Origin of the sequence: Flavobacterium sp. 40-81 (assembly GCF_001898245.1) — a bacterium.
GTDB lineage: Bacteria > Bacteroidota > Bacteroidia > Flavobacteriales > Flavobacteriaceae > Flavobacterium > Flavobacterium inviolabile.
The window spans coordinates 61,759-86,522 of the sequence record NZ_MKTM01000025.1; the positions used below are offsets into that span (position 1 = coordinate 61,759).

At 38.7% G+C, this 24,764-nt stretch carries 26 protein-coding genes and 1 tRNA gene; 21 read left to right on the top strand and 6 right to left on the bottom strand.

Annotated features, from left to right (window positions below; translation table 11 throughout):
* Positions 1-141 precede the first annotated feature (141 nt).
* The 3 genes from BGO42_RS09515 to BGO42_RS09525 all read left to right on the top strand — a co-directional run bounded on the left by BGO42_RS09515 (position 142) and on the right by BGO42_RS09525 (position 2,584).
* On the top strand, positions 142-501 hold the full coding sequence (locus tag BGO42_RS09515; RefSeq protein WP_177733613.1) for a BlaI/MecI/CopY family transcriptional regulator: 360 nt from the start codon (positions 142-144) through the stop codon (positions 499-501).
* Between the two features lie 4 nt (positions 502-505).
* On the top strand, positions 506-2,380 hold the full coding sequence (locus tag BGO42_RS09520; RefSeq protein WP_273246852.1) for a M56 family metallopeptidase: 1,875 nt from the start codon (positions 506-508) through the stop codon (positions 2,378-2,380).
* A 63-nt stretch (positions 2,381-2,443) separates the two neighbouring features.
* Positions 2,444-2,584, top strand: a complete 141-nt coding sequence (locus BGO42_RS09525) for an SsrA-binding protein (protein WP_177733609.1) — start codon at positions 2,444-2,446, stop codon at positions 2,582-2,584.
* Here BGO42_RS09525 and BGO42_RS09530 read toward each other — a convergent pair.
* A complete protein-coding gene (locus tag BGO42_RS09530) occupies positions 2,581-3,093 on the bottom strand; it encodes an adenine phosphoribosyltransferase (RefSeq protein WP_177733607.1) in 513 nt (170 codons plus the stop codon). The two genes, BGO42_RS09525 and BGO42_RS09530, sit on opposite strands and share 4 nt — an antisense overlap.
* A 73-nt stretch (positions 3,094-3,166) precedes the next feature.
* Between BGO42_RS09530 and BGO42_RS09535 the strand changes: the two genes are divergently transcribed.
* The 4 genes from BGO42_RS09535 (at position 3,167) to BGO42_RS09550 (ending at position 7,256) form a co-directional block, all read left to right on the top strand.
* Positions 3,167-3,240 (top strand) — tRNA-Arg (locus BGO42_RS09535).
* A gap of 305 nt (positions 3,241-3,545) precedes the next feature.
* Positions 3,546-6,236 (top strand): PAS domain S-box protein, encoded by a 2,691-nt coding sequence (locus tag BGO42_RS09540; RefSeq protein WP_286749142.1) that lies wholly within the window; start codon positions 3,546-3,548, stop codon positions 6,234-6,236.
* The gene (locus tag BGO42_RS09545; RefSeq protein ID WP_177733603.1) at positions 6,233-6,637 is read left to right on the top strand and encodes a response regulator; all 405 of its coding nucleotides are present in this window, start codon (positions 6,233-6,235) and stop codon (positions 6,635-6,637) included. Before BGO42_RS09540 ends, BGO42_RS09545 begins: the two co-directional genes overlap by 4 nt.
* A 43-nt stretch (positions 6,638-6,680) precedes the next feature.
* The gene (locus tag BGO42_RS09550) at positions 6,681-7,256 is read left to right on the top strand and encodes a pentapeptide repeat-containing protein (protein WP_177733601.1); all 576 of its coding nucleotides are present in this window, start codon (positions 6,681-6,683) and stop codon (positions 7,254-7,256) included.
* 4 nt (positions 7,257-7,260) lie between these two features.
* Here the strand turns inward: BGO42_RS09550 and BGO42_RS09555 are convergent, their stop codons facing one another.
* Positions 7,261-7,992, bottom strand: a complete 732-nt coding sequence (locus tag BGO42_RS09555) for a biotin--[acetyl-CoA-carboxylase] ligase (protein WP_273246850.1) — start codon at positions 7,990-7,992, stop codon at positions 7,261-7,263.
* 93 nt (positions 7,993-8,085) lie between these two features.
* Between BGO42_RS09555 and rsfS the strand changes: the two genes are divergently transcribed.
* From rsfS to BGO42_RS09600, 9 genes are all read left to right on the top strand, one after another.
* Positions 8,086-8,457: a ribosome silencing factor gene (gene rsfS, locus BGO42_RS09560; protein WP_177733583.1), complete on the top strand. Its 372-nt coding sequence runs from the start codon at positions 8,086-8,088 to the stop codon at positions 8,455-8,457.
* 15 nt (positions 8,458-8,472) lie between these two features.
* Positions 8,473-10,410, top strand: coding sequence for an ATP-dependent zinc metalloprotease FtsH (ftsH, locus tag BGO42_RS09565; protein WP_177733581.1), 1,938 nt, complete (start codon positions 8,473-8,475; stop codon positions 10,408-10,410).
* A 115-nt stretch (positions 10,411-10,525) separates the two neighbouring features.
* Complete coding sequence (locus BGO42_RS09570) at positions 10,526-11,128, top strand: lactate utilization protein B/C (RefSeq protein WP_177733580.1); 603 nt, start codon at positions 10,526-10,528, stop codon at positions 11,126-11,128.
* 1 nt (position 11,129) lies between these two features.
* Complete coding sequence (locus tag BGO42_RS09575) at positions 11,130-11,939, top strand: phosphatidate cytidylyltransferase (protein ID WP_273246849.1); 810 nt, start codon at positions 11,130-11,132, stop codon at positions 11,937-11,939.
* On the top strand, positions 11,929-12,582 hold the full coding sequence (locus tag BGO42_RS09580) for a phosphatidylserine decarboxylase family protein (protein ID WP_177733576.1): 654 nt from the start codon (positions 11,929-11,931) through the stop codon (positions 12,580-12,582). Before BGO42_RS09575 ends, BGO42_RS09580 begins: the two co-directional genes overlap by 11 nt.
* Positions 12,582-12,848: an acyl-CoA-binding protein gene (locus tag BGO42_RS09585; RefSeq protein WP_177733573.1), complete on the top strand. Its 267-nt coding sequence runs from the start codon at positions 12,582-12,584 to the stop codon at positions 12,846-12,848. Before BGO42_RS09580 ends, BGO42_RS09585 begins: the two co-directional genes overlap by 1 nt.
* 3 nt (positions 12,849-12,851) lie before the next feature.
* The gene (locus BGO42_RS09590; protein ID WP_273246848.1) at positions 12,852-13,640 is read left to right on the top strand and encodes a superoxide dismutase; all 789 of its coding nucleotides are present in this window, start codon (positions 12,852-12,854) and stop codon (positions 13,638-13,640) included.
* A gap of 88 nt (positions 13,641-13,728) precedes the next feature.
* Positions 13,729-14,118 carry a helix-turn-helix domain-containing protein gene (locus BGO42_RS09595; protein WP_273246847.1) on the top strand — a complete coding sequence of 130 codons (390 nt, stop codon included), beginning with the start codon at positions 13,729-13,731 and terminating at the stop codon, positions 14,116-14,118.
* A 321-nt stretch (positions 14,119-14,439) separates the two neighbouring features.
* Entirely contained in the window at positions 14,440-15,513 is a 1,074-nt protein-coding gene (locus BGO42_RS09600) for an RHS repeat domain-containing protein (RefSeq protein ID WP_273246846.1), read from the top strand.
* 118 nt (positions 15,514-15,631) lie between these two features.
* Here BGO42_RS09600 and BGO42_RS09605 read toward each other — a convergent pair whose 3' ends face one another.
* Positions 15,632-15,793 carry a hypothetical protein gene (locus BGO42_RS09605; RefSeq protein WP_177733565.1) on the bottom strand — a complete coding sequence of 54 codons (162 nt, stop codon included), beginning with the start codon at positions 15,791-15,793 and terminating at the stop codon, positions 15,632-15,634.
* A gap of 208 nt (positions 15,794-16,001) precedes the next feature.
* Between BGO42_RS09605 and fumC the strand changes: the two genes are divergently transcribed.
* Both fumC and BGO42_RS09615 read left to right on the top strand, forming a co-directional pair.
* A complete protein-coding gene (gene fumC, locus BGO42_RS09610; protein WP_177733562.1) occupies positions 16,002-17,399 on the top strand; it encodes a class II fumarate hydratase in 1,398 nt (465 codons plus the stop codon).
* Between the two features lie 77 nt (positions 17,400-17,476).
* Entirely contained in the window at positions 17,477-18,040 is a 564-nt protein-coding gene (locus tag BGO42_RS09615; RefSeq protein ID WP_177733560.1) for a pentapeptide repeat-containing protein, read from the top strand.
* A gap of 3 nt (positions 18,041-18,043) precedes the next feature.
* Here BGO42_RS09615 and BGO42_RS09620 read toward each other — a convergent pair whose 3' ends face one another.
* Both BGO42_RS09620 and corA read right to left on the bottom strand, forming a co-directional pair.
* Entirely contained in the window at positions 18,044-18,739 is a 696-nt protein-coding gene (locus BGO42_RS09620) for a DUF1003 domain-containing protein (RefSeq protein ID WP_177733558.1), read from the bottom strand.
* Between the two features lie 20 nt (positions 18,740-18,759).
* Entirely contained in the window at positions 18,760-19,842 is a 1,083-nt protein-coding gene (corA, locus tag BGO42_RS09625) for a magnesium/cobalt transporter CorA (RefSeq protein WP_177733556.1), read from the bottom strand.
* A gap of 158 nt (positions 19,843-20,000) precedes the next feature.
* Here corA and hutI point away from each other — a divergent pair, with 158 nt between their 5' ends.
* Entirely contained in the window at positions 20,001-21,239 is a 1,239-nt protein-coding gene (gene hutI / locus BGO42_RS09630) for an imidazolonepropionase (RefSeq protein ID WP_273246845.1), read from the top strand.
* A 51-nt stretch (positions 21,240-21,290) separates the two neighbouring features.
* On the opposite strand, the gene BGO42_RS09635 is transcribed toward hutI, so the two are convergent.
* On the bottom strand, positions 21,291-22,166 hold the full coding sequence (locus tag BGO42_RS09635; protein WP_177733552.1) for a DUF8428 domain-containing protein: 876 nt from the start codon (positions 22,164-22,166) through the stop codon (positions 21,291-21,293).
* A gap of 101 nt (positions 22,167-22,267) precedes the next feature.
* Between BGO42_RS09635 and BGO42_RS09640 the strand changes: the two genes are divergently transcribed.
* A complete protein-coding gene (locus BGO42_RS09640; protein WP_177733551.1) occupies positions 22,268-23,302 on the top strand; it encodes a formimidoylglutamase in 1,035 nt (344 codons plus the stop codon).
* Positions 23,303-23,363: 61 nt separating this feature from the next.
* Positions 23,364-24,623: a DEAD/DEAH box helicase gene (locus BGO42_RS09645; protein WP_273246844.1), complete on the top strand. Its 1,260-nt coding sequence runs from the start codon at positions 23,364-23,366 to the stop codon at positions 24,621-24,623.
* Positions 24,624-24,764 lie beyond the last annotated feature (141 nt).

The window sequence follows — 24,764 nt, forward strand, 5'->3', positions numbered from 1 at the left end:
ACATTCCATCTTCCAAAACCCCGGTTTAACTATTTTTTTAGTTTACAAACTACTTTTTTAGTTGCAAAACTAAATTTATAGTTATACATTTGTTCTGCGTTACTATAATAAGGATTGCAAACAGTATCGCAATAATTTATCATGACACAGAAGTTAACAAACAAAGAAGAGGAAGTAATGCACATTTTATGGATGCTGGAAAAAGCATTTGTAAAAGAGGTGCTTGCAGAAATCAAGGAAGACCAGCCCCATTACAATACATTATCCACCATAATCCGAAACCTGGAAGAGAAAGGCTATGTGTCCCACAAAGCTTTTGGTAATACCCATCAATATTACCCGCTGATCTCGAAGGAGGATTACCGCAAAGGTTTTATGAATAATGCTATTGAGAATTATTTTAACAACTCCTATAAGAGTATGGTTTCCTTTTTTGCTAAAGAGGAAAAAATCAGTGCTGAAGAATTACGTGAAATTTTAGACATGATCGAAAAAAAATAGGTTTATGGAAGCGTTTGGTATTTATATCTTAAAAGTAACAGTGCTGATAGCTGTTTTTTATCTGGCGTATTTTATCTTTTTGAGAAAAGAAACTTTTTTCAATTCGAACCGCTGGTTCTTACTATTAGGATTGTTTACTTCCGTTTTACTGCCTTTAATATCGTTCACGAAAATTATCTGGGTAGAACGCACTCCAACTGTCCCGGACACCTATCATCCATACATACAAAATACAATTCCGGCGGTCAGTGAACCTGATTTTCAAATTAACTACCATTTAATTGTCATTTTATTATATGCTGTCGGAATTCTTTTATTATGTATCCGCTTTATAGCAGAATACATCTCTTTACAGCAGATAATTGAAAAACCAAAAGCCGTTACCAAAAATAATCTTTACTATATCGATACGGAAAAAGTCCAATCACCTTTTTCTTTCTTTAATTACATTGTTTACAACTCCAAGCTTTTACAGCAGCACGAGTTAACAGACATTATTGAGCACGAGAAGATCCACAGCATTCAAAAGCATTCGGCCGACATGCTTATTGCGCAGCTGTTCTGTATTTTCTTCTGGTTTAACCCTATTATCTGGGTATACAAAAAAGCCATTGCTCAAAATCTGGAATTCATTGCCGATGCAGAAGCAACAAAAGTTGTCAATGATAAAAAAGCGTATCAGAAAACCTTAGTAAAAGTAACCATGCACACCCAGTGCATTGCGATCACCAATCATTTTTATCAATCATTAATCAAAAAACGAATCGTTATGTTAAACAAAGATCAGTCCCGAAAAAGGAATTTGTGGAAGTACCTAATCATCCTTCCGCTTCTGGCATTATTCATCATGCAGTTCCAGGTAAAAATCCTGGCACAGGAAAAACAAAGCCGTATGGCACAAAGTGAAAAAGCTGCCGCAGCCGATAATGTCACTGTAGTAATAAACAAAAATACTACAGACGAAGAATTAAAAAGAAATGCCGAGCTGCTTCAGAACGAATATGGCATCAATCTTAAATATTCCAAGATAAAACGAAATAAGAATGGGGAAATCACCCGTATTAAAGTGCAGTTCAAAGACAATAACGGAAATAACGGTATTACGCAAATCGACAACGATGAACCAATATCCACTATCCGTATTGTCCGAAAAACGGACAAAAACGGGAAAGTAAAAATCGGTTTTAATACCGATGCAACACCTGACACTCCCAACAGAAGAATCAGTGTAAAAACGATTGCCCAAAATAGCGACGATGACAATGACGATGCCGAGGATAACAGCTCCTGGTTTGACAATCTGTTAAGCCCGCCGAGTCCACCATCGCCACCTAGTCCGCCTTCTCCGGCAAGTCCACTTTCTCCGGCAAGTCCGCTTTCTCCGGCAAGTCCGCTTTCGCCATCCGCTCCGGCATCACCAGCTCCGATGAGAAGTTCTACAACAACAACCAGCAGCAGCAGTGTGGTTATTAAAGACGGTAAAGTTGTTTCCAAAAAAGGAAGCACACGGATAATTATTGACGGTGAAGAAGTTTTTAATAGTGACGACATTGATATCGATACTGCAGAAATTACCCGAAAAGCCTTAGAAGATGCCCGCGTTTCAATGGAAAAAATCAGACCTGAAATAGAAAATGCAAAAGCGGAAGCTTTCAAAGCAAGAGAGGAAGCCATGCTGAAAAGAGATGAAATGTTCAAAAAGAGAGATGAGCAATTTAAGGTAAGAGACGAAATGTTCAAGAAAAGAGACGAAATGTTTAAACACAGAGACGAGCTCCGAAAAGACGCTATGAAAGCCAAAGAAAAAGCCCTCAAACTTCGCGAGAAAGAAATCGAAAAGCGTGTAGAAAAAGCGCAAAAAGAAGAAAAAAACAACTAAAAAAAAGACTGTCATGCATTCATGACAGTCTTTTTTTTTAACTTTACAAAAAACAATACACTCATGTTCAAAGCATTAGCCCGGATAAACAAAATACTGCTTCCCAGTTACAGCAAACAAAATCTGGATTTGTCCAAAGCCAGCAACTGGCAAAAGGCAATTCTTGCCTGGCGGTATTATGTTACCTGTAAAGCGCTGGACTAATATTCCATTGCCGCAAAAATATCATACGGCTTAATTTTCTCCCTTCCGTTTAAAAAACGCAGCTCCATTAAGAAATTCAACTGAACAATTTCTCCGCCCAGTTTTTCCACCAACTCACAAACAGCTTTAGCGGTGCCTCCTGTCGCCAGTACATCATCATGGATCAAAACCCTGTCTCCTTTCTTTATCGCGTCTGTATGGATCTCTAAATTGTCCGAACCATATTCCAGCTCATACGAAGCCGAAATGGTTGTAAAAGGCAGCTTTCCGGGTTTACGGACCGGTACAAACCCAACATTTAGTTCATGAGCCAGTAAAGTAGCAAAGAAAAAGCCCCTGCTTTCCACCCCGATTACTTTATCGATCTTCTTATTTTTCAGGTTTTCCATCAATATTGACAGACATTCTTTAGTTCCTTCCGGGCTATTCAGCAACGGAGTGATATCTTTGAAAATAATTCCTTTTTTAGGAAAATCCTGAATATCACGTACATACTCTTTTAGTGCCATTTTTTTTTAAATTTTATTTCAATTTCGTTTGCAAGTTACACATTATTGCCTATATTTGCACCCGTAAAAACAAGGCCTCGTGGCGCAACTGAATAGCGCATCTGATTACGGCTCAGAAGGTTACAGGTTTGAATCCTGTCGAGGTCACAATATCAGCTCATCTTTAAGATGAGCTTTTTTTTTATTCAAATCTAACTTTTATTGTGAAATAATGAGTTTTTTGCATTTTTTTTAATTCATTTATTCGTATTTTTTATAAATTTATAAAGTTTTAACACCCATCCCCAAAGGCATCTCTAATGAATCTGGATAAAAAAATTACTATTCTCATAAGTTGGTTTTTATCAAGACCTAAAACCACTGGGATATTGGTATTTACACTTTTATTTTTAATCTCAAATTTAATTCTTTTTCTACGTTATCAAATTATAAAAGAAAGCGAACAGCGTGAAATGAGCAGTATTCTGAATGTCGTTCATCAGAATATTGAGCAGTCTTTGAAAAACAGTTACATCACAACCCTAACGTTAGCCATGACCATTGACGATAACGGTCATTCCAAAAACTTTAACGAAGTAGGAAAACAACTCATCGAATCCAGTCCGAATATTGATGCTATCGAATTGGTTCCGGGCGGTGTGATCAAATATGTATATCCTTTAGAAGGAAATGAAGCCGTTGTTAATTACAATATCCTTGACCCTTTAAAAAAAAACAAATCCGCTTTAAAAGCTATTGAGCTCCGTAAAATGTACTATGCCGGCCCGGTAGAATTAAAACAGGGCGGATTGGGCATCATCGGGCGGTTTCCGGTTTTTAAAGCCAATAAATTCTGGGGCTTCTGCGCCGTTGTGATCCGTTTTGACACCTTTCTGGAGTCTTCCGGCATCAAAGCATTCTCTAAAGACAAATATTACTTTCAGTTCTCAAAAACCGACACCGATACCGGTAAAGAAGAATTCTTCTTGCCGAATAAGAAAAATTTCCGAAAAAGAACACACCTGACCGTTTCCTTCCCGGAAGGAGACTGGAAACTATACCTGATTACCACAAACAATTACTATTTAATCAAACAGCTAACACCGATAGCCATCCTGGCGATCGTGCTCTCGCTGATTTGCGGCTTATTTACGACAAGCTTATTAAAAAGACCGTCAGAACTACAGCGTCTGGTACATTCGCAGGCACTTCGTTTAATGAAGAGCGAAATCAAGTTCAAATACATATTCGAACAGGCCGCCATCGGAATTGCCCATATTGATTCCAATTCCAGTACGTTCATAGAAGCCAACGAACGCTTTTGCCAAATGCTGGGATATGAAACCAACGAAATCAGCAAGATGGATTATATGATGATCACCCATCCTAACGATCTGGAAAATGATTTCAAAAAAATGAGGCTTCTGAAAAGAGGTGTCATCCGGGAATTCGGACTTGAAAAACGCTTCTTCCACAAAGACGGAAACATTGTCTGGGCAAGCGTTACCATTACACCGCTATGGTCTGTTGGCGAAAAACCAACTTCACACATTGGCATCATTGAAGATATAACCGACAAAAAAGAAGCACAGGACAGAATCAAGAGAAGTGAAAAACGTTTTAAAAGTTTATTCAACAACTCCCCTATTCCGTTGTGGGAAGAAGACTTCTCCGAAGTAAAAAATTATCTAAGCGAACTGGATCTTATTGACGCCAGTAAAGAATATGTTGAGAATTATTTCAAAAACAACCGCGATGTTGTCCTGAACTGCCTTACCATGGTTAAGGTAATCGATGTCAACAACATGTGCCTGGCCTTACATTCCGTTAAAGACAAAAACATATTAAAAGGTAAATTAAGCACCATTTTTGACGAAGAAGGCATTCCTATCTTCACCAAACAATTAATTGCCATTACACAAAGACAAAACCACATTACCGGGGATTCCCAGGTAAGACTGCTGGATAACGAGCACCGCCACATTCATTTCAGATGGAGCGTGGTACCGGAATATGAAGGTACTTTAGAACGCGTTCTGGTATCAACAGAGGACATTACGGAACGTAAAAATTCTGAAGAAGTCATTCTGAAATCGCAGCAGAAAATCGAATCCCTGATCAACACTATCGACGGTATTGTATGGGAAGGCGATCCGAATACTTATGATTTTACGTTTATCAGCCGTAAAGTAGAAGACATCTTAGGCTATACACCGGAAGAATGGCTGGACTCTCCTTCTTTCTGGATCAACCACGTTCATCCGGACGACAGGGAATGGGTAATCGAGTATTTCTCCCGATACACTTACGAAAAAAGACAGCACGACTCCGAATACCGCATGATTCGCAAAGACGGTGAAATCGTATGGCTACGTGACATCGTTAGTGTTGTGGTCGAAAATGATATTGCCGTAAACCTGAGAGGTATCATGATTGACATTACCAAAGCCAAAATGGCAGAGCTTGAACTGAACAATACCCTCCATCTGGTGACCGAACAAAACAAGCGTCTTTTAAACTTCTCGTATATCGTTTCGCACAACCTGCGTTCGCATACCAGCAATATTCAATCCATTTCGAATCTGATTGAATCTGCGGATACCGATGAAGAAAGAGAAGAAATGATTCAGCTGCTGAAATCTGTTTCTTCGGTACTTAATGAAACCATGAACAACCTGAATGAAGTTGTTACCATTCAAACCAATATTAACCTTATCATTGAACCCTTAAACCTAAATAAATACATAGTAAAAACACTGGATGTACTCCGAGAACAAATTTTAAAGAATGATGTAATAATTAAGAATGAAGTAAACAATGATATAGAAGTAAAATACAATCCTGCTTATCTGGAAAGTATATTGCTTAATTTTATATCGAATGCCATTCGATACGGACATCCTGACAGACAAACGGTCATTGACCTCAGATCGTATCAGGAAGAAGGAAAAACCGTTTTAGAAATAACAGACAACGGAATAGGAATTGATTTGGAAAAAAATGGAGAAAAACTTTTCGGAATGTACAAAACATTCACCAATCACGGTGAAGCAAGAGGAATCGGTTTATTCATTTCTAAAAACCAGATTGATGCTATGGGTGGAAGAGTTGTCGTTAAAAGCGCATTAGGCGAAGGAACAACTTTTAAAATATATTTCAGATGAACGCCCCAAAAAGTATCTGTATCATTGATGATGACCCCATCTATCAATTAATTACAAAAAAAATAATTGAGAAAAGTCAGTTATTTAGTCAGATCCTTAGTTACAAGAATGGAAAAGTTGCTATTGATTCATTCAAAGAAATTGAAAATGCCGAGGAATTTCCCGATGTTATCCTACTAGACATCGACATGCCGGAAATGGACGCCTGGGCATTTATGAATGAATTGCGGCGGATTGATTTCAAGTTTGAAAAAAAACCTGCCATTTACATAGCAAGCTCCTCAATTGCTAACGAAGACCGGGAAAAAGCCAATAGCTTTCCCGAAATAATAGGCTACCTGTGTAAGCCTATTGACAGAGATATTCTCGAGAGAATTGATTTAGAAAACCCCAAAAACTGACACATGAAAAAAAATTCACTTTAAGCATTCAGCAGCCACTTTAATGAAAAACAACGATTTTATATTCAATACCACTTTTAAGGATCATATTTTTTCCGAAAACGAAATTAAGTTTAAAGAATACGAAGAATGCACATTTAGTCACTGCGATTTTACCAATTGTAATTTTTCAGGAGTAGCTTTTACCGACTGTAATTTTGACAACTGTAACTTTAAAGAAGCAGAAATCAATTATGTCGGCTTACGAAATGTCCAATTTAACAACTGTGATTTCACGAATGTTAACTTTGCCATGACCGACCAGCTGCTGTTTGAATTCCATTTTAAGGACTGTCTTTTAGACTATTCCAAGTTTTACGCTCTCAAATTAAAACAAATGACCTTTACCAATTGCAGTATGATTGCCGCCGATTTTATGGGCACCGATTTAACAGCAGTATTATTTGACAACTGCAACCTACACCAAGCAGTTTTCACAGATGCCAAAGCAGAAAAAGCGGATTTCGTAACCAGCTACAATTTCACGATCGATCCGGAAAAGACCCGGTTGAAAAAAGCGCAGTTTTCTAAAGACGGCTTAAAAGGATTACTGAGTAAATACGAAATTATCGTCAGGTAAAAGGTTAATATAACAACCTGACTTCTTTAATATCAAACGTTTTTACCGAATCATCTTCAAGGAGTACCTCAAGCTTACCGTTTGAGGTTACTCCTTTGATAATTCCCATAAAACGATGGTGATCATCCGTTTCAAACGGCATCGGCACTCCTTTTTTAAACAGGTTTTTATCATAAACCTCCCAAAGCAGGCTGTACTCCTTATTTCGCAGCAAAGCCATATTCCGTTTCAGGTTTTCCAGAATGGCAACAAAAACGGTTTCCTTATCAAATTCTTTACCCGTTATCACCAAAAGTGAGCTTGCTTTAGGCAGATTTTTAAAGTTTTTCTGGTTCACATTAAGCCCGATGCCCACGATAGAAAAAATCTCACCATTCGGTTTGATGCTGTTTTCAATCAGTATGCCACCGATCTTTTTGTTCTCTGCCAAAATGTCGTTAGGCCATTTAATAAATAAACCGGGAATATTTAAACTTTCCAACGCCTCCACGATGCTGATGGCTACCGCAACATTCAAATGAAAAATCGCATTGATATCCAGCAGCAAATCCTTGATTAAGACACTAAATGTCAAATTCTTACCCGATTCCACATTCCATTCCGACCCCATCTGGCCTTTGCCTTTTGTCTGATTTTCTGCAATGATAACCGTATAGTTTTCAACAAATTGTTTTGTCAGTAAATCTTTTAAAAAATCATTTGTCGAAGATGTGGCACCGAGTTTGATAATATTCATAGAAATAAATAACTTTATATCGCTTAATCTTGTGTTAAGGTTCAAAAATAAAGACAAAATTTGATAACTTTGCGAAAATATATAAAATAATAAATGGCGAAAAAGGATATTAATAATGATGATTTATTAGCAAACATCATCAAAGGCGTAGAAGAAGTTAAAGGGAATGATATAGATATTCTGGATTTAAGAGCAATCGAAAACACCGTATGCGATTATTTCGTAATTTGTAACGGTAATTCCAATACACAGGTTAACGCGATCGTTAACTCTATACAAAAAGTAGTTTCCAAGGAATTAAAAGACAAACCTTGGCATGTTGAAGGTACCGAAAACGGAGAATGGGTTTTAATGGACTATGTGAGCATCGTGGTGCATGTATTCCAAAAACACATCCGTGAATACTACAACATCGAAAGTCTGTGGGGTGATGCTAAAATCACTTCAATTGAAAACAAATACTAACACTCACATTTTCACATGTCAAAAGATAAAAAACCGAATCCTTCTAAGATCAGAATAAGCCCATGGGTTATTTATGGTGCAGTACTTTTGATTTTAATTGCGATACAGCTTGTTTCCAGCGGAACCAATTTCCAGGAAGTTAAACCGACAACTTTATCCAAATTCTACCAATACCTAGACTCCGGTCAGGTAGACAAAGTAGTTTTTAATAAAAGTACGGCTCAGGTATTCCTGAAAAAAGAAGCGCTTAGTAGCAAAACTCACGCAAAAGTTGAGAAAAAAAACCTATTAGGAAAAGAAAATACCGGTCCGCATTACACGCTGGACATCGGTACGAACAGCGAACTTTTTCAAAAGAAACTGGAAGAAGCCCGTTTGGAAGGAAAACTGAATGATTATTCCTCAGAACCGGAAAGTAACTGGGGAGATATCCTGATTAACTTCCTTCCGATCATTCTGATAATAGCCTTCTGGTTATTTATGTTCCGAAGAATGTCAGGCGGTGGTTCAGGCGGCGGTGGCGGTCAGATTTTCTCTATCGGAAAATCCAAAGCCAAACTATTTGACGAAAAAAACGATATTAAAGTTACGTTTAAAGACGTAGCCGGTCTGGAAGGCGCTAAAGAAGAAATCCAGGAGATCGTGGAATTCCTGAAGCAGCCGGAAAAATATACCAGCATTGGTGGTAAAATCCCTAAAGGAGCCTTATTGGTTGGTCCTCCGGGAACCGGAAAAACATTATTGGCAAAAGCCGTAGCCGGAGAGGCAAAAGTACCTTTCTTCTCTTTATCCGGTTCCGATTTTGTTGAAATGTTTGTAGGTGTGGGAGCTTCACGTGTACGTGACCTTTTCAAACAGGCAAAAGAAAAATCACCGTCCATCATCTTTATCGACGAGATTGATGCTGTGGGTAGAGCCCGTGGTAAAAACAATTTCTCCGGTTCTAATGATGAGCGTGAAAACACCTTAAACCAATTACTGACCGAAATGGACGGTTTTGGCACCAATACCCACGTAATCGTTCTGGCAGCGACAAACAGAGCCGATGTTTTAGACAAAGCTTTAATGCGTGCCGGACGTTTTGACCGACAAATCTATGTGGACTTACCGGACGTTCGTGAGCGTAAAGAAATATTTGAAGTACACTTAAAACCGCTTAAAAAATCGGAAGAACTCGATACAGACTTCCTGGCAAAACAAACACCGGGATTCTCCGGAGCAGACATTGCCAACGTTTGTAACGAATCGGCGCTGATTGCTGCCCGTAAAGGCAAAAAAGCGGTTGACAAACAGGACTTCCTGGATGCTGTTGACAGAATCGTAGGTGGTCTTGAAAAGAAAAATAAAATTGTTACCCCGGAAGAAAAACGTGCCATTGCCATACACGAAGCAGGTCACGCAACGGTTAGCTGGATGCTGGAACATGCAGCACCACTTGTAAAAGTAACCATCGTTCCGCGTGGTCAGAGTTTGGGAGCTGCTTGGTATTTACCGGAAGAGCGCCTGATCGTAAGACCGGAGCAAATGCTGGATGAAATGTGTGCAACCATGGGTGGCCGTGCGGCAGAGAAAGTTATTTTCGACAAGATTTCAACCGGAGCGTTAAGCGACCTTGAAAAAGTAACCAAACAGGCCCGTGCTATGGTAACCGTTTACGGATTAAATGACAAATTAGGGAATGTAACCTATTACGATTCGTCAGGTCAGAGTGAGTACAATTTCTCCAAACCATATTCGGAAGAAACAGCCAGAATCATTGACAAAGAAATCTCGGATTTAATCGAATCGCAGTACAACAGAGCGATTCATATCCTGAATGAAAATAAGGAAAAACTGAATCAGTTAGCCGATATTTTAATTGAGAAAGAAGTTATTTTCAAAGACGACCTGGAAACGATCTTCGGGAAGCGTCCTTATGAAAAAACAGAAAATGAAGTAGTTACCGAATCATAAGAAAAATAAATATCACATTTTATATAAAAATCTTAATTCTAATGTAATATTGAATTAAGATTTTTTTATCTTTGATTGATTTCAAGTGCAAAAAACAAAGATCTGACCTACTTTTATGAGTCTTTTTAAAAAACTTTTCGGCAATGCGAACGATACTTCAAAGGAGGAAAAAGAGCCCGAATTGAGCCAGTATCATCCGGAGATTGAGATGCCAATAGACGAGCAATTCACTTTCAATTTCAAAAAAAATGGAGGTAAGTTTTTGTATTGTGAAAATTTACCCGAAGTACACGATAATTTTGAAAGCATATTAGTTGAGAACGACTGGTTCGAAAGCGAAGTAATTTGCCTGGAGCCAAAACTTTTTAGTCTTCTTGACGAAAATAAACTAAGCTATAACAGCCCTAAAAACCCGAAATTTTTATTCGCTACCTGTGAAAGCCTTATCGCCGATGAAGGTTCGATACTTTTTTCATCCAATCAGCTTAGACAAAACAAACCCAACGATTTACCCTCTAATATCATCATACTGGCTACAACCAGTCAGATTATTGCCAATAAAAGCGATGGTTTAAGAGATATTAAAAGAAAATACGACAAAGAATATCCAACGAATATCACCACTTTTAAATATTTCGAAAAAGCGAAAGAAGAAGATTTTTTACAATACGGCAGCTGCCCTAAAAATCTCTATTTACTGCTTTTAGAAGATTTGTAATATGGGAGAAAGCAGTATCAGGGCCCTTTCGGGTTTTATATATATATTATTATTAATATCGGCTACCCTTTATTCTGAAGTAAGCTTTTCTTTGCTCTTTGGAGTCTTCCTACTGATTGCTGTTGTAGAATTCTGCAAACTGATTCATTTAAAAAACGGATTACCCATAGTACTCGGACTGGCAAGCTACATCTTGTTTGTTGCTTTCCGGACCAATGCTTTTGCTACCGATATCGCCATCTGCCTGGCGGCTTTATTTGTATCTGTTAATCTGATCATCGATCTGTTCAGCACCCGTATTCATGTAAAAGCAGACAAAGCCTCAAAATACGTAAAACTATTCGGCTACATTATCCTGCCTTTTATACTGTTAATGAAACTCCCTTTTACAGCCAGTACTTTCAATCCTAAGATTGTTATTGGCGTGTTTGTATTAATATGGACGAATGACACATTTGCCTATATCGTCGGGAAATCATTCGGAAAAACGAAACTCTTTGAGAGAATATCTCCTAAAAAAACAATTGAAGGCTTTGTTGGCGGACTGATCTTTACAATGATCGGAAGTTATATCCTAAGCCAGTTCTTCACTTTCTTCTCCCCTCTTACCTGGATATTTACCGGTTTGATTGTAGGCTTTTTCGGCACTATCGGCGATTTGGTAGAATCAAAATTCAAAAGAGTTGCCGGTGTAAAAGACAGCGGAAAAATAATGCCCGGACACGGAGGTATCTTAGATCGCTTAGATAGTGTTATATTTGCAATACCATTTCTATATTTATTTTATCAAATTTTAAATTATGTTTCATAAGGAAGGCGCAAAAATTATTTTAATAACAACCATTTTGGTTACCGCTGCTATACTTTTAGCAGATCGTTTCATTAGTATTTTCTGGTTGATGAAAGCAGTACAGATTATTGCTTTAATCCTGTTGGTACTCGTACTTCAGTTCTTTAGAAATCCTAAAAGAATTGCCACTATCAGCGACAATCATGTTATTGCTCCGGTAGACGGAAAAGTAGTTGTTATTGAAGAAGTATACGAACCGGAATATTTTAAAGAAAAACGTTTAATGGTTTCTATTTTTATGTCACCTATTAACGTACACGTTACCCGATATGCGCTAAACGGATTGATCAAATACAGCAAGTACCATCCGGGTAAATATCTTGTTGCATGGCATCCGAAAGCCAGTGAAGAAAACGAAAGAACAACTGTTGTTATCGAAAACAGAATCTTTGGTGAAGTATTGTACCGCCAGATTGCCGGTGCATTGGCCAGACGTATTGTTAACTATGCCGAAGAAGGCATGAGAGTTGTTCAGGGAACGGATGCCGGTTTTATTAAATTCGGTTCCAGAGTGGACTTATACTTACCATTAGGTACGGAAATTAATGTAAAACTAAATGATAAGGCCGTAGGCAATAAAACTATCATTGCAACCAAACAATAATGACCGATTACGATTTAGATACGCAATTTCAAAAAGCTTTCGAAAAAGCTTCCAATATGACAGAAGGCCTGCCTCAGGATGTCATGCTGCGTCTCTATGCCTATTACAAACAAGCCACTTCCGGCTATTCCAAAGGAGAATCTTTCCAGGAACCCCAGGATCTCAGAAACGCCTTTAAAATGAATGCCTGGATGCAGGTACGCCATTTATCTCCGGATGAAGCCAAAAAATTATACATTGAAATTGTTAATTCCTTAATACCATAAATTATGAGAAAATCCAATATCATAGTTGCAAGTTTCCTATTTTCCAGTGTTCTGTTTTCCTGTAAAGACAAAAACAACCTGGAAGAAGTTGTTCAGATACCCGATCCTGTAGAACAGCCAAAAACGGCCTCTCCTCTGGGAAATCCTGCCGATGTAAAAGCTGATCCGGGTACTTTTCAAATGAAAGGACTGCCTTATGCCTATGATGCCTTAGCACCACATATTGATGCTAAAACCGTGGAAATTCACTATTCAAAACACCATGTAGGATACGCCAATAACTTAAACAAAGCGATTGCCGGTACCGCATTGGAACAACAAACCATAGAAGACATCCTAACCAAGCTGGATCCAGAGAACAAAGCTGTCCGCAACAATGCCGGCGGTTATTACAATCACAATCTGTATTGGGAAATTATGGCTCCGAAAGCCGGTGGGGAACCAAAAGGTGCTTTAGCAGACGCTATTAACACTAAATTCGGTTCTTTTGAAAACTTCAAAACACAGTTTTCCGATGCCGGTGCAAAACAATTCGGTTCCGGATGGGCCTGGTTGGTTGTAGACAAAACCGGAGCTTTAGTAGTAGGAAGCACGCCAAATCAGGATAACCCGTTAATGCCAAATATAGGTATCTCCGGAACGCCGATTCTTGGCATGGATGTTTGGGAACATGCTTACTACCTGAACTATCAAAACAAAAGAGCAGATTATATCACTGCTTTTTTCAACCTGATCAATTGGGATGCCGTTTCTAAAAAATTCGATGCCGCACAAGCAAAAATCAAAAAATAAATACTAATCCGCCCGCAGGCGGATTTTTTATTATCCATCATCAGTCAATCCGTACCTTTAATCTAACTTTGTATTTCACTGTTATAAGATGACCAAACTGCCTCAAAAATACATTTCCCGGAAAGAAGAAATTACACTTCAGTTTATGGATCAGGTTAACCTGCATCTTGACAATATCCTGCAGGGTAAGGCCGATACGATGTATGAAATCAAAGACATCGCAGCTATAATGTGCATTCATCCGGTACACTTAAGTACAACCATAAAACTACAAACCGGCAATTCACCCTGTTTCTATTTTGAAAACAGAATTATGGAAGAATCCCGAAAATTACTGAAAGACTCCACGATGCCCATTACCGGCATAGCCGCCTTACTGACATTTGACCCTTCCAACTTTACCAAGTTTTTTAAGCGCTTTGAAGGCTGTACCCCTTCCCAGTACAGAACGCAATTATCTCCGGGCGTACAGGATTAGTATTTTTTATTACAAAAAGTTTAAAATAAAACACTGCGTTTCAGCATTATATAAATTTTATAAAAAAATAACATTTTTTAAAGCAACCAAAACGATAATTCAGAATCTTATAGACTCATCATACTTTTATTACCCACGTTATAATTATAGAGAATCTACCCCAGGGTAGATTTTTTATTTTATACGATTTTCTAAAACAGTACGCACAGCAAAGCAACAGCGGCACTCTTAACACAAAAACGACGCTTTCTGATGTTAATTCTCAGAAATAATTGTCATTCTCAAAAAAATAATGGATTTTTGACTATTAATACATATCAAATGAAATCGACCTATACCCTATTCTTACTGACCTTTTTATTAATCGCCTGCAAAAAAGAAGAAAAACCGACAGAAATTGTCAACAACTGGAAAGATTATAAACTTTCCGACAATGTAAAAAGCGTTACTGAAAAATCATTTGCACTCGTTGATGGCAAAATCGGTGAACCAAAAACCGAAAACCAGAACGGCTACAACAGCCATCTGGCATTCAGCAATACCGGAAGTCTGATCCTGGAGAAAAAAATCCTGATGAACGGAAACCTGCTTGAAGAAACGACTTTTACCAATAAAGACAAAAAATTACTGGTTACCCAATATATTAATCCGACCTCAGCATTTACAACCAAATATTCCTGGGACGACAACGGGAACAATACCATCATCACCCGCAGAAATCCTCAGGGAGAACAAATTGAAAAAACACTGAACACCTTTATCAAAAACCAACGCGTGGAAGTAAGACGCTTTGACGGTAAAGACAATTTAACAGACAGAACGACCTATACTTTCGGGAAAAACGATAAAGTGAGAGAAGAGAAAGCTTTCCTAAAAGAGAAAACCATTCAGTTCCTTACCGATTATACTTATGACGAGCATAACAATATGACAATGGAACAGCGCCTGAATCCCGATTACAAACGACTATACACCATCAACAATAAATATAACGCCCAAAACCTGCTCATCGAAACCGTAACGCTGAATGCCCAGGATAAAATGGAATATTCCGAAGTTAAAACCTATGATGCCAAAGGCAATCTGACATCAAACCGTACCTATGACGGATTTGTAGACGGGAAAGTACTGGAAGAATTTCAATATGACAAAAACAACAACCTCATCCAGCGCAAGGAAATCATCAACGCGATTGTAACGGCGCAATTAGACCAGACGTATGACGATAAAAACAATCTAATCACAGAAAGGTATACCGGTAAAGACAAAACCGTTCTTTTGGACCGCAAAACGGCTTATGAGTATGACAGCCATGGCAACTGGATTAAAAAAACCATTACGATTAGCGGAGTACCTAAATTTGTAGTGGAACGCAAAATAGAATATTTCAAATAAGATACTAAAAAAAGGGAGCTCATTTACAGCTCCCTTTTTTATAATATACTTCCTGCAAAAAAACAAGGCAAATAAAAAGGGAACCATTAGTTCCCTTTTATATCTTGAATAATTAATATTATTCATCTTTCTTTTTATTTCTCTTTTCTTTGATCAATTCGATGATTGCTCCGCCCAGCCAATACTGAACAAAACCAACCAAGAAAATCATTAACCAAAATCCAATGGTTAAGATACACAAGAAAAGTAAAAAGCCTAAATACTGTTGAAATTCAAACATGTTTTCCGGAATTTTGAATACCCGCCAAAGATAAGCTGAATAATCGTCTTAACCAATATTTATCAGAAATTTATTTTATTTCATTTTTTTAAGCTGTCGATATTGATTATTTTTGAAAGGATTTTAAAACAAGGGACACAGCTTATTATTTTCCTGTTATCCGTTGTTTCTCATTACGAATTTACAAATACATATACACAACAATAAAATGGAATATAGAATAGAAAAAGACACCATGGGTGAAGTAAAAGTTCCGGCAGAAAAATACTGGGGAGCTCAGACAGAACGTTCTAGAAACAACTTCAAAATTGGTCCGTCCGGATCAATGCCAAAAGAAATCGTTGAAGGATTTGCCTACTTAAAAAAAGCGGCGGCTTATGCTAACCACGATTTAGGTGTATTACCCGTAGAAAAAAGAGATGCTATCGCTGCTGTTTGCGACGAAATCTTAGCCGGAAAACTGGACGACCAGTTTCCGTTGGTTATCTGGCAAACAGGTTCCGGTACACAAAGCAACATGAATGTAAACGAAGTAGTTGCTAATCGTGCTCAGGTTTTAGCCGGATTTAAAATCGGTGAAGGCGAACAAATCATCAAAGCAAACGATGATGTAAACAAATCACAATCTTCTAACGACACTTACCCGACAGGAATGCACATTGCTGCTTATAAAGCTGTAGTGGAAGTTACTATTCCGGGAGTTGAAAAATTAAGAGACACCCTTCACGCTAAAGCAACCGAATTTAAAAGCGTTGTAAAAATCGGACGTACTCACTTAATGGATGCAACGCCATTAACATTAGGTCAGGAAATTTCCGGTTATGTAGCGCAGTTAAACCACGGTTTAAAAGCATTAAGAAACACGTTGTCTCACTTATCGGAAATCGCTTTAGGCGGTACCGCTGTTGGAACCGGATTAAATACTCCGGACGGCTATGACGTGAAAGTAGCGGAATATATCGCTAAATTCACCGGACATCCGTTTGTAACAGCCGAAAACAAATTTGAAGCTTTGGCAGCACACGATGCTATCGTGGAAACTCACGGAGCGTTAAAACAATTAGCAGTTTCTTTAAATAAAATCGCAAACGACATCCGTATGCTGGCATCGGGACCACGTTCCGGAATTGGTGAAATTTTCATTCCGGAAAACGAACCGGGATCATCCATTATGCCTGGAAAAGTAAACCCTACACAATGTGAAGCCTTAACAATGGTATGTGCTCAGGTTATGGGTAACGATGTGGCCATCACGATCGGAGGAACACAAGGACATTATGAACTGAATGTTTTCAAACCTTTAATGGCTTCCAACTTCTTACAATCGGCAAGACTATTAGGAGACGCCTGTATCTCTTTTGACGAGCATTGTGCACAAGGTATCGAACCGAACCACAAACGCATCAAGGAACTGGTTGACAACTCTTTAATGCTGGTTACTGCTTTAAATACTAAAATCGGTTATTATAAAGCTGCAGAAATCGCACAAACCGCACACAAAAACGGAACAACTTTAAAAGAAGAAGCAGTTCGTTTAGGCTATGTATCACCGGAAGATTTCGATGCCTGGGTAAAACCGGAAGACATGGTAGGAAGTTTAAAATAAGAACTTTCCCATACACCATAAAACCAAAAACCTGCAACAGTAGTTGCAGGTTTTTTATACTATAAAACCAAGCGATCATGATTATAGAAGACCAGATTTTCGAAAAGATAGATTACACTTCCCATCCGTTGGAAAAAGCAGAATTTGACAACTGCAGGTTTATTAATTGCAGCTTCGCCAACGTTTCGCTTCCGAATCTGATTTTTATTGATTGTGAATTTACCGATTGCGATTTCAGCATGGCTAAAATTAACGGTACCGCTTTTAAAGACGTTACTTTTACCGACTGCAAACTGCTGGGCGTTAACTTTAACGATTCGGAACCTTTTTTACTGCAATTGAAATTTCAGAACTGCAATTTAAAACTGGCCTCTTTCTATAAATTAAAACTGAAAAATACCGCTTTTAAAAAATGTATCCTGGAAGATGTCGATTTTACCCAAACCGATCTCACAGGAGCCACGCTTGAAAACTGCAATTGCAACAAAGCCATCTTTGACAATACCATACTGGAAAAAGCCGATTTGCGAACGGCTACCAACTACTCCATTGATCCTAATGTAAACAGGATCATCAAGGCCAAATTTTCCTATCCTTCCGTTTTGGGATTACTGGACAAACATAAAATTATAGTACAATAGCAGTTATTTCCCTACCCTTTTAATAATATCATTCATCATATCAATCTGTACCCGCTGAATTTCCAGCATGGATTGCTCCTGATGTAAAATGAGGTGGTCGATTTTCTCGTGCAGCATCCGGATTTCCAGTTCCGATTTCAGGTTGATCATATAATCATTCTTCGCTCTTTCCCTGTCTTTTTCTTCCTGGCGGTTCTGGCTCATCATAATTACCGGCGCCTGCAATGCCGCAATACAGGAAAGAATCAGGTTTAACAGAATAAACGGATACGGATCAAATCCTTTATTCATTAAAATAAAGACATTAAACCCTATCCAAAGGACTAAAAAGGTCATAAACGAAATGATAAATGTCCAGCTTCCGCCAAACTCCGCAACCCTATCTGCAACCCGCTGTCCGAACGTATAATGCTGCGCCTCATCCTCTTCCAGCTTACTGCTCACGATGGTTTTATCTTTAAGGGCATTCAGCACCGTTTGTTCCAATTCTGAAATTTCCCCTACTTCTCTTAACAAAAAATCGGAAATGTATTTCTCCCGGAAATAATTCAGTTCCCCGATAGCCATAAACTTATCGTTGGAAAATTCGGGATTCTCTTTCAGGATAAACGCCATTATGGATCCTCTGATTGTTTTTCCGGAAACTTTCTCCTGTATCGGAAACTCTTTTCCGGAAATAGCACTGATAAATGTTTTCATAGTAACGTTTGTCTAAGCTTTTAAAACCATTTTTTTCTTTTAAAATAGGTCACCATCAAAATGGCTAAAATCCCCATTAACCCTAAAACCGCATAATAACCGTTCTCCATTTTTAACTCCGGCATGTATTCAAAATTCATCCCGTAAACCCCCACGATAAACGTTAACGGCATAAAAATAACCGAAACAACGGTCAGTATTTTCATGATCTCGTTCATTCGCTGCCCCTGAGCCGAAAAATAAAAATGTGAGGCACTGTCCAGTGAATTTGTATCATAATCAATTTGCTCTAAAAGCTCCAGACACTTTTGATGCAGCCGGGCGAAAAACGTATAGTTTGCCTGTTCAATCCCGTCATACTCATCATCATCCTGAAAACTTTTCAGGCTATACAAAGCGTCCCGTAACGGAATAATGGACCGTTTCAGGAAATTAAGGTTCTCCCGGTTTTTTTCAATACGTACCAGTACATCCTGGCGGTAATTTATTTTGGATTCGATCATTAACGCTTCAATCCTGTCCTCATAACTTTCAATCGTGATATAAAAGTTTTCAATAATGGCATCCAGCATTAAATACAGCAGGTAATCGTTCTTTTTCTTGCGGACTATCCCGGTTCCGGTCCGGATCCTTTCCCGGATATGGGTAAAAAAGTCACTTCTTTTTTCCTGGAACGAAACCAGCAAATTCTCCTTCAGGATAAAACTGATCTGTTCCACCTGTATGTTATCCAGATCATCTCCCGGCAAAATCGATTTGATATTAAAAAACAGCATATCGTCCAGTTCTTCAACTTTTGTACGGCGAAGCGTGTTTAAAATATCGCCCACAATAAAATTCTGGATCCCAACCTGATCACCAATCTTTTTTATCAGCTCCACATCGTGAAGTCCGTGTATATTCAGCCATTTTACATCCTCTTTCTGCAGCAGGTCATTCAGCTCTTTTTCGATCTTGTTTATCGCAACTTTGGAATATTCCTCAAACCGGTTTTCATTATAAACAAACAATTGCATCTTCACAGGCTCATCGGTGTGAATTCCTGTATATTCATAGTAATTAGGCTGGACTTTCCGGACTTTTCGATACTTAACTTTTCTCACTGCATAATAATTTTATATAAAGATAGGAGTTTTTAAAATTCCAGTTTATTTTTACAAAAATTATTTAAACACAAAACAGCAGCCGGCAGCAGCCCTTTCAAAACGGCCCGTTATTTCCGAATACCGGCAAACACTATAGCTGCTTAAAAGACAACAACATGAAAATCCTGATTAAAAACATAAAAGAATTACTACAGGTAAGACCCGCAGGAATAAGCAAGGTTTCCGGAGCGGAAATGGCATCACTTCCCAAAATTGACCATGCCTATCTGGTGCTTGAAAACGATTTGATTTCCGATTTCGGAAGTATGGATAACTGTCCTCCTGAATCCGGGTATGACGTTATCGATGCCGAAGGAAGCGTGGTATTGCCAACCTGGTGCGACAGCCATACTCATATTGTATATGCCGGCAACAGGGTACAGGAATTTGTAGACCGCATTAATGGTCTTAGTTATGAAGAAATCGCCAATCGCGGCGGCGGAATCTTAAATTCTGCTAAAAAACTACAGGAAACACCGGAAGAGGAAATCTATAACCAGTCCAGAAAAAGACTGGAAGAAGTAATGCTGCAGGGAACCGGTGCGGTAGAAATCAAATCCGGTTACGGACTAACGGTCGAAGCCGAATTAAAAATGCTTCGCGTAATCAAAAAGCTATCCGAAAACTATCCAATCGCGATTAAAGCTACTTTTTTAGGTGCTCACGCCTTTCCGGCTGAATTTAAAGAAAACCATACCGGCTATATTGATTTAATTGTTAACGAAATGCTTCCGGCTATCGCCAGAGAGAACCTTGCCGAATATATTGATGCCTTTCTGGAAACCGGTTATTTTTCGGTAGCGGAAACAGAGCGGATCATCGAAGCCGGAAAACAATACGGATTGATCCCGAAAATCCATGTCAACCAGTTTACGGCAATTAACGGAATTGAAGCCTGTGTAAAACACGGAGCTCTTTCTGTTGACCACCTGGAAATTGTGACCGACGAAGACATTGCCGTTTTAAAAGACAGCATCACCATGCCGGTCGCACTGCCAAGCTGTTCTTATTTTATCAGCATACCATATACTCCGGCGCGAAAAATGATTGCTGCCGGATTGCCTTTAGCTCTGGCTTCCGATTTTAATCCGGGAACCACCCCTTCCGGAAATATGAATTTTGTGGTCGCCACCGCCTGCATTAAAATGAAAATGACCCCGGAAGAAGCCATTAATGCCGCTACGCTGAATGGCGCCTACGCCATGGGACTTTCCGATACTCACGGCAGTATTACAAAAGGCAAAAAAGCAAATATCATTATTACCAAACCGATCACTTCCTATTATCAGCTGCCGTACGCTTTCGGTACGGACCTGATTAAACAGGTTATTATTGACGGAAAAATAATCGCATAAAAAAAGCGGAACTTTAAAAGTTCCGCTTTTTTTATTTTGCCGTAGTTCCGCTTATCGTAAAGTGAAACTGGTTTTAGATACTAATTCTGCTTTGTCGAAAATATTCACAAAGAAAGTACCGCCTTCAATATTCTCAACCGGTAGATCCTGAGTAACCTGAACGGTTTTGTTTTCATATTTAACGGTTTTAGTAAAACTGTATGTTAAGGTTTTATCCCCAAAGTTCTCAATACGTTTTTCACCTAAAACATTGTTTTTGCTATCGATAATCTGGATATAATAGGTTTTATCTCCCGATTTTGCAATCTGGTTTTCAGCAATCGTAAAGCTCACTTTCAACACATCTGCTCTTCTTGCTTTATCCGTATCAATCTGTTTTCCGGAGCTTCTTTGTTTCACAGCAGTTGTCTGTAAATTAAGGACTGTCAGTTTAGACCCTTTTTCAACGGTTTTTGCCAACTGGTCGTTTTGTGATGTTAAAGTATCGTTTACTACTCTGGCATTGTTTAAAACCACCTGAGTACTGTCACGTTGTGTTGTTAAGGTTGCATTTTGCTTTTTAAGCACATCATTCTCCTTCATTAAATTATCCATTTCACGTTTTAAACGCAGATAATCATTTTTAAATTTAGCCAGTGAAGCGGCATCTCCTTTCGATTTTTCAAGCTCTTTTTGCAATTGGACCAATTTATCTCTTTCTGCAGTCAACTCTGTAGACAGAGAAGTGTTATCTGCAATAGCGGCATCATATTTTGCAATTGAAGCTTGAAGCTCTTCATTAAGCTTATCTTTCTCACTCATGATCTTATTCTCAGAAGTCTGATTATCAGTACTCATCTTGTACATATAAGCCAAACTTCCTATTAACAGCAGTGATAAAACAACAATAATAGCCTTTAAACTCGAATTACTTTTTTGATTTTCCATAGTCACATTTTTTTTTCAAATATATGTATATAAAATTATTACTTTAAGTTATTAACGAAAGTTTTATAGAAAATAGTATTTTTGGAAGCAACATTTTTTATATGGAAAAACTTATCCGTTTTACATTAAACGATTTAACTAAAATAACCAATCATCGCAGTGGTGAAATAAAATTTGGCGAACGTATTCAAACCGTTCCTAAAGAGATGGATACACTGGAATTCGTACAATCCAGTGATGCCGAATTTGTTTTACTGGGAATTCCGGAAGATATCGGAGTACGTGCCAATTTGGGTCGTCCCGGAACTGCTTCGGCCTGGGAAAGCACTTTAAAAAGCATTGTAAACATCCAGAACAACCGTTTTTGCAAAGGAAGCCAATTGTTAATTTTAGGTAAAATTGATGTTTCCGCCGAAATGGAAGAAGTCACCAAACTGGACATCCATTCAAAAGAAGACCGTAAGAACTTTTTTAAACTTGTCGAGAAAATAGACAAGGAAGTTTCCCACATCGTCTGTCAGATCATCAAAGCCGGAAAAACACCTATTGTTATTGGCGGCGGTCACAATAATGCTTACGGCAATATTAAAGGACTCGCCCTTGCAAAAGGCAAACCGGTTAATGCTATTAATTTTGATGCCCATACCGATTTCCGTGCGCTGGAAGGACGTCACAGCGGCAATGGCTTTTCGTATGCCTTTGAAGAAGGCTTCCTGAAAAAATACTTTATTTTCGGACTGCACGAAAGCTATACGCCCAAAAGCGTACTGGATGCCATTAAAAAGGTTACCGAAAAAATTAAATACAACACTTACGAGCAAATCGCCGTTCGCAAAGAAAAAGGTTTTGAAGCCGAAATGGAAATGGCTAAAAAACATATCGCTTCCGAACCTTTCGGGATTGAGATTGATCTGGATGCCATTCCCGGAATTGCCAGCAGTGCCATGACTTTAAGCGGTTTCTCTGCCGAACAGCTGCGCCAGTTTATCCATTATTTCGGGCAAAGCCTTAATGCCTCTTACCTGCACATTTGTGAAGGGGCACCCGACCTGGACAATGAAAAAAACAACCACCTGGTGGGCAAATTGATCGCCTATCTGGTAACCGACTTTATGAAGGCAAAACTGAACATATAAACAAACTCAATATTTTAAACTACTTTTGTAAACGATAACAACTAAAAGTTATCGTTTTTTTATGCAATTTCAAGACTTAGATTTACTTCGTAATATACAACAAGCTTTAACAGAAGAAGGATATGAAAGCCCTACTCCCATTCAGGAACAGGCAATTCCGATTATTTTAGAAGGAACAGATTTAGTAGGATGTGCACAAACCGGAACCGGAAAAACGGCCGCTTTTGCAATTCCTATCCTGAATTTACTGCACCGCATTGTGGGTTCTTCAAAAAAAGTAAAGCACATTCGTACCTTAATAGTTACCCCAACGCGGGAACTGGCCATTCAAATCGGAGAAAGTTTCAATACCTATGGCAAATATACCAACATCCGGACTTTAGTGATTTTTGGTGGTGTCAACCAGGTACCGCAGGTCGATCAGCTAAAAAAAGGAGTGGATGTACTGGTTGCCACACCGGGACGTTTATTAGACCTTCACAAGCAGGGTTTTATCGATTTGAACCACCTGCACCACCTGGTACTGGATGAAGCCGACCAGATGCTGGATATGGGATTCATTAACGATGTTAAAAAGATTATCAAACTGACGCCCAGTAACCGCCAGACACTGCTGTTTTCCGCAACAATGCCTATCGCTATCCGGGAATTGGCCGATACATTCCTGACACAGCCAAAATATGTTTCTGTAGCTCCTGTTTCCAGTACAGCCGAAACGGTACAGCAAAAAGTATATCTGGTAGAAAAAGAAGACAAACGCAAATTATTATACCACATTATCCGCAACGATAAACTTTCCAATGTACTGGTATTTACCCGTACCAAACACGGTGCCGACAATGTTGTAAAAGCTTTAAAGAAAAACGGGATCAATGCCGAGGCTATCCACGGCGATAAGTCACAAACGGCAAGACAGCGTGCGCTGGATAATTTTAAAAACAAAGAGGTATCCGTATTGGTGGCGACCGATATTGCTGCCCGGGGTATCGATATCGAGCAATTGCCATATGTGATCAACTTTGATTTACCCAACATTCCGGAAACCTACGTACACCGTATCGGTCGTACCGGACGTGCCGGAAATTCCGGACTTGCCATTTCATTTTGCAGTAAAGACGAAAAAACCTACTGGCAGGATATTGAAAAATTAACCCGTCAGAAAATCAAAGTGGTTACCGATCAGCCTTATCCGTGGAAAGAAGAAGAAGCTGCAGCGGCTGCCAAAACAGCAAAACCGGATCTTAGAAACAAGAATAAAAATGCGGGTTCCAAATCAAGAAAATCACCGGAATCCAAGAAAAACAAAAAACGCTGGTACTAAGTTTCCAACAGACTTACAATCCTTTATGAGTCGTCCTAAAATAGGTTGACAGATTTTAGAATAAAAAATATATTAACCAGTCAGGTTTACCTGGCTGGTTTTTTCATGTATAAAATTAGGTGTTTTCATCATTAAACTCAA

Bases quoted from the DNA above. Each gene is read 5' to 3' on its own strand.
- BGO42_RS09515 (WP_177733613.1), top strand. From the start codon at position 142: ATGACACAGAAGTTAACAAACAAAGAAGAGGAAGTAATGCACATTTTA.
- BGO42_RS09520 (WP_273246852.1), top strand. From the start codon at position 506: ATGGAAGCGTTTGGTATTTATATCTTAAAAGTAACAGTGCTGATAGCT.
- BGO42_RS09525 (WP_177733609.1), top strand. From the start codon at position 2,444: ATGTTCAAAGCATTAGCCCGGATAAACAAAATACTGCTTCCCAGTTAC.
- BGO42_RS09530 (WP_177733607.1), bottom strand. From the start codon at position 3,093: ATGGCACTAAAAGAGTATGTACGTGATATTCAGGATTTTCCTAAAAAA.
- BGO42_RS09540 (WP_286749142.1), top strand. From the start codon at position 3,546: ATGAGCAGTATTCTGAATGTCGTTCATCAGAATATTGAGCAGTCTTTG.
- BGO42_RS09545 (WP_177733603.1), top strand. From the start codon at position 6,233: ATGAACGCCCCAAAAAGTATCTGTATCATTGATGATGACCCCATCTAT.
- BGO42_RS09550 (WP_177733601.1), top strand. From the start codon at position 6,681: ATGAAAAACAACGATTTTATATTCAATACCACTTTTAAGGATCATATT.
- BGO42_RS09555 (WP_273246850.1), bottom strand. From the start codon at position 7,992: ATGAATATTATCAAACTCGGTGCCACATCTTCGACAAATGATTTTTTA.
- rsfS (WP_177733583.1), top strand. From the start codon at position 8,086: ATGGCGAAAAAGGATATTAATAATGATGATTTATTAGCAAACATCATC.
- ftsH (WP_177733581.1), top strand. From the start codon at position 8,473: ATGTCAAAAGATAAAAAACCGAATCCTTCTAAGATCAGAATAAGCCCA.
- BGO42_RS09570 (WP_177733580.1), top strand. From the start codon at position 10,526: ATGAGTCTTTTTAAAAAACTTTTCGGCAATGCGAACGATACTTCAAAG.
- BGO42_RS09575 (WP_273246849.1), top strand. From the start codon at position 11,130: ATGGGAGAAAGCAGTATCAGGGCCCTTTCGGGTTTTATATATATATTA.
- BGO42_RS09580 (WP_177733576.1), top strand. From the start codon at position 11,929: ATGTTTCATAAGGAAGGCGCAAAAATTATTTTAATAACAACCATTTTG.
- BGO42_RS09585 (WP_177733573.1), top strand. From the start codon at position 12,582: ATGACCGATTACGATTTAGATACGCAATTTCAAAAAGCTTTCGAAAAA.
- BGO42_RS09590 (WP_273246848.1), top strand. From the start codon at position 12,852: ATGAGAAAATCCAATATCATAGTTGCAAGTTTCCTATTTTCCAGTGTT.
- BGO42_RS09595 (WP_273246847.1), top strand. From the start codon at position 13,729: ATGACCAAACTGCCTCAAAAATACATTTCCCGGAAAGAAGAAATTACA.
- BGO42_RS09600 (WP_273246846.1), top strand. From the start codon at position 14,440: ATGAAATCGACCTATACCCTATTCTTACTGACCTTTTTATTAATCGCC.
- BGO42_RS09605 (WP_177733565.1), bottom strand. From the start codon at position 15,793: ATGTTTGAATTTCAACAGTATTTAGGCTTTTTACTTTTCTTGTGTATC.
- fumC (WP_177733562.1), top strand. From the start codon at position 16,002: ATGGAATATAGAATAGAAAAAGACACCATGGGTGAAGTAAAAGTTCCG.
- BGO42_RS09615 (WP_177733560.1), top strand. From the start codon at position 17,477: ATGATTATAGAAGACCAGATTTTCGAAAAGATAGATTACACTTCCCAT.
- BGO42_RS09620 (WP_177733558.1), bottom strand. From the start codon at position 18,739: ATGAAAACATTTATCAGTGCTATTTCCGGAAAAGAGTTTCCGATACAG.
- hutI (WP_273246845.1), top strand. From the start codon at position 20,001: ATGAAAATCCTGATTAAAAACATAAAAGAATTACTACAGGTAAGACCC.
- BGO42_RS09635 (WP_177733552.1), bottom strand. From the start codon at position 22,166: ATGGAAAATCAAAAAAGTAATTCGAGTTTAAAGGCTATTATTGTTGTT.
- BGO42_RS09640 (WP_177733551.1), top strand. From the start codon at position 22,268: ATGGAAAAACTTATCCGTTTTACATTAAACGATTTAACTAAAATAACC.
- BGO42_RS09645 (WP_273246844.1), top strand. From the start codon at position 23,364: ATGCAATTTCAAGACTTAGATTTACTTCGTAATATACAACAAGCTTTA.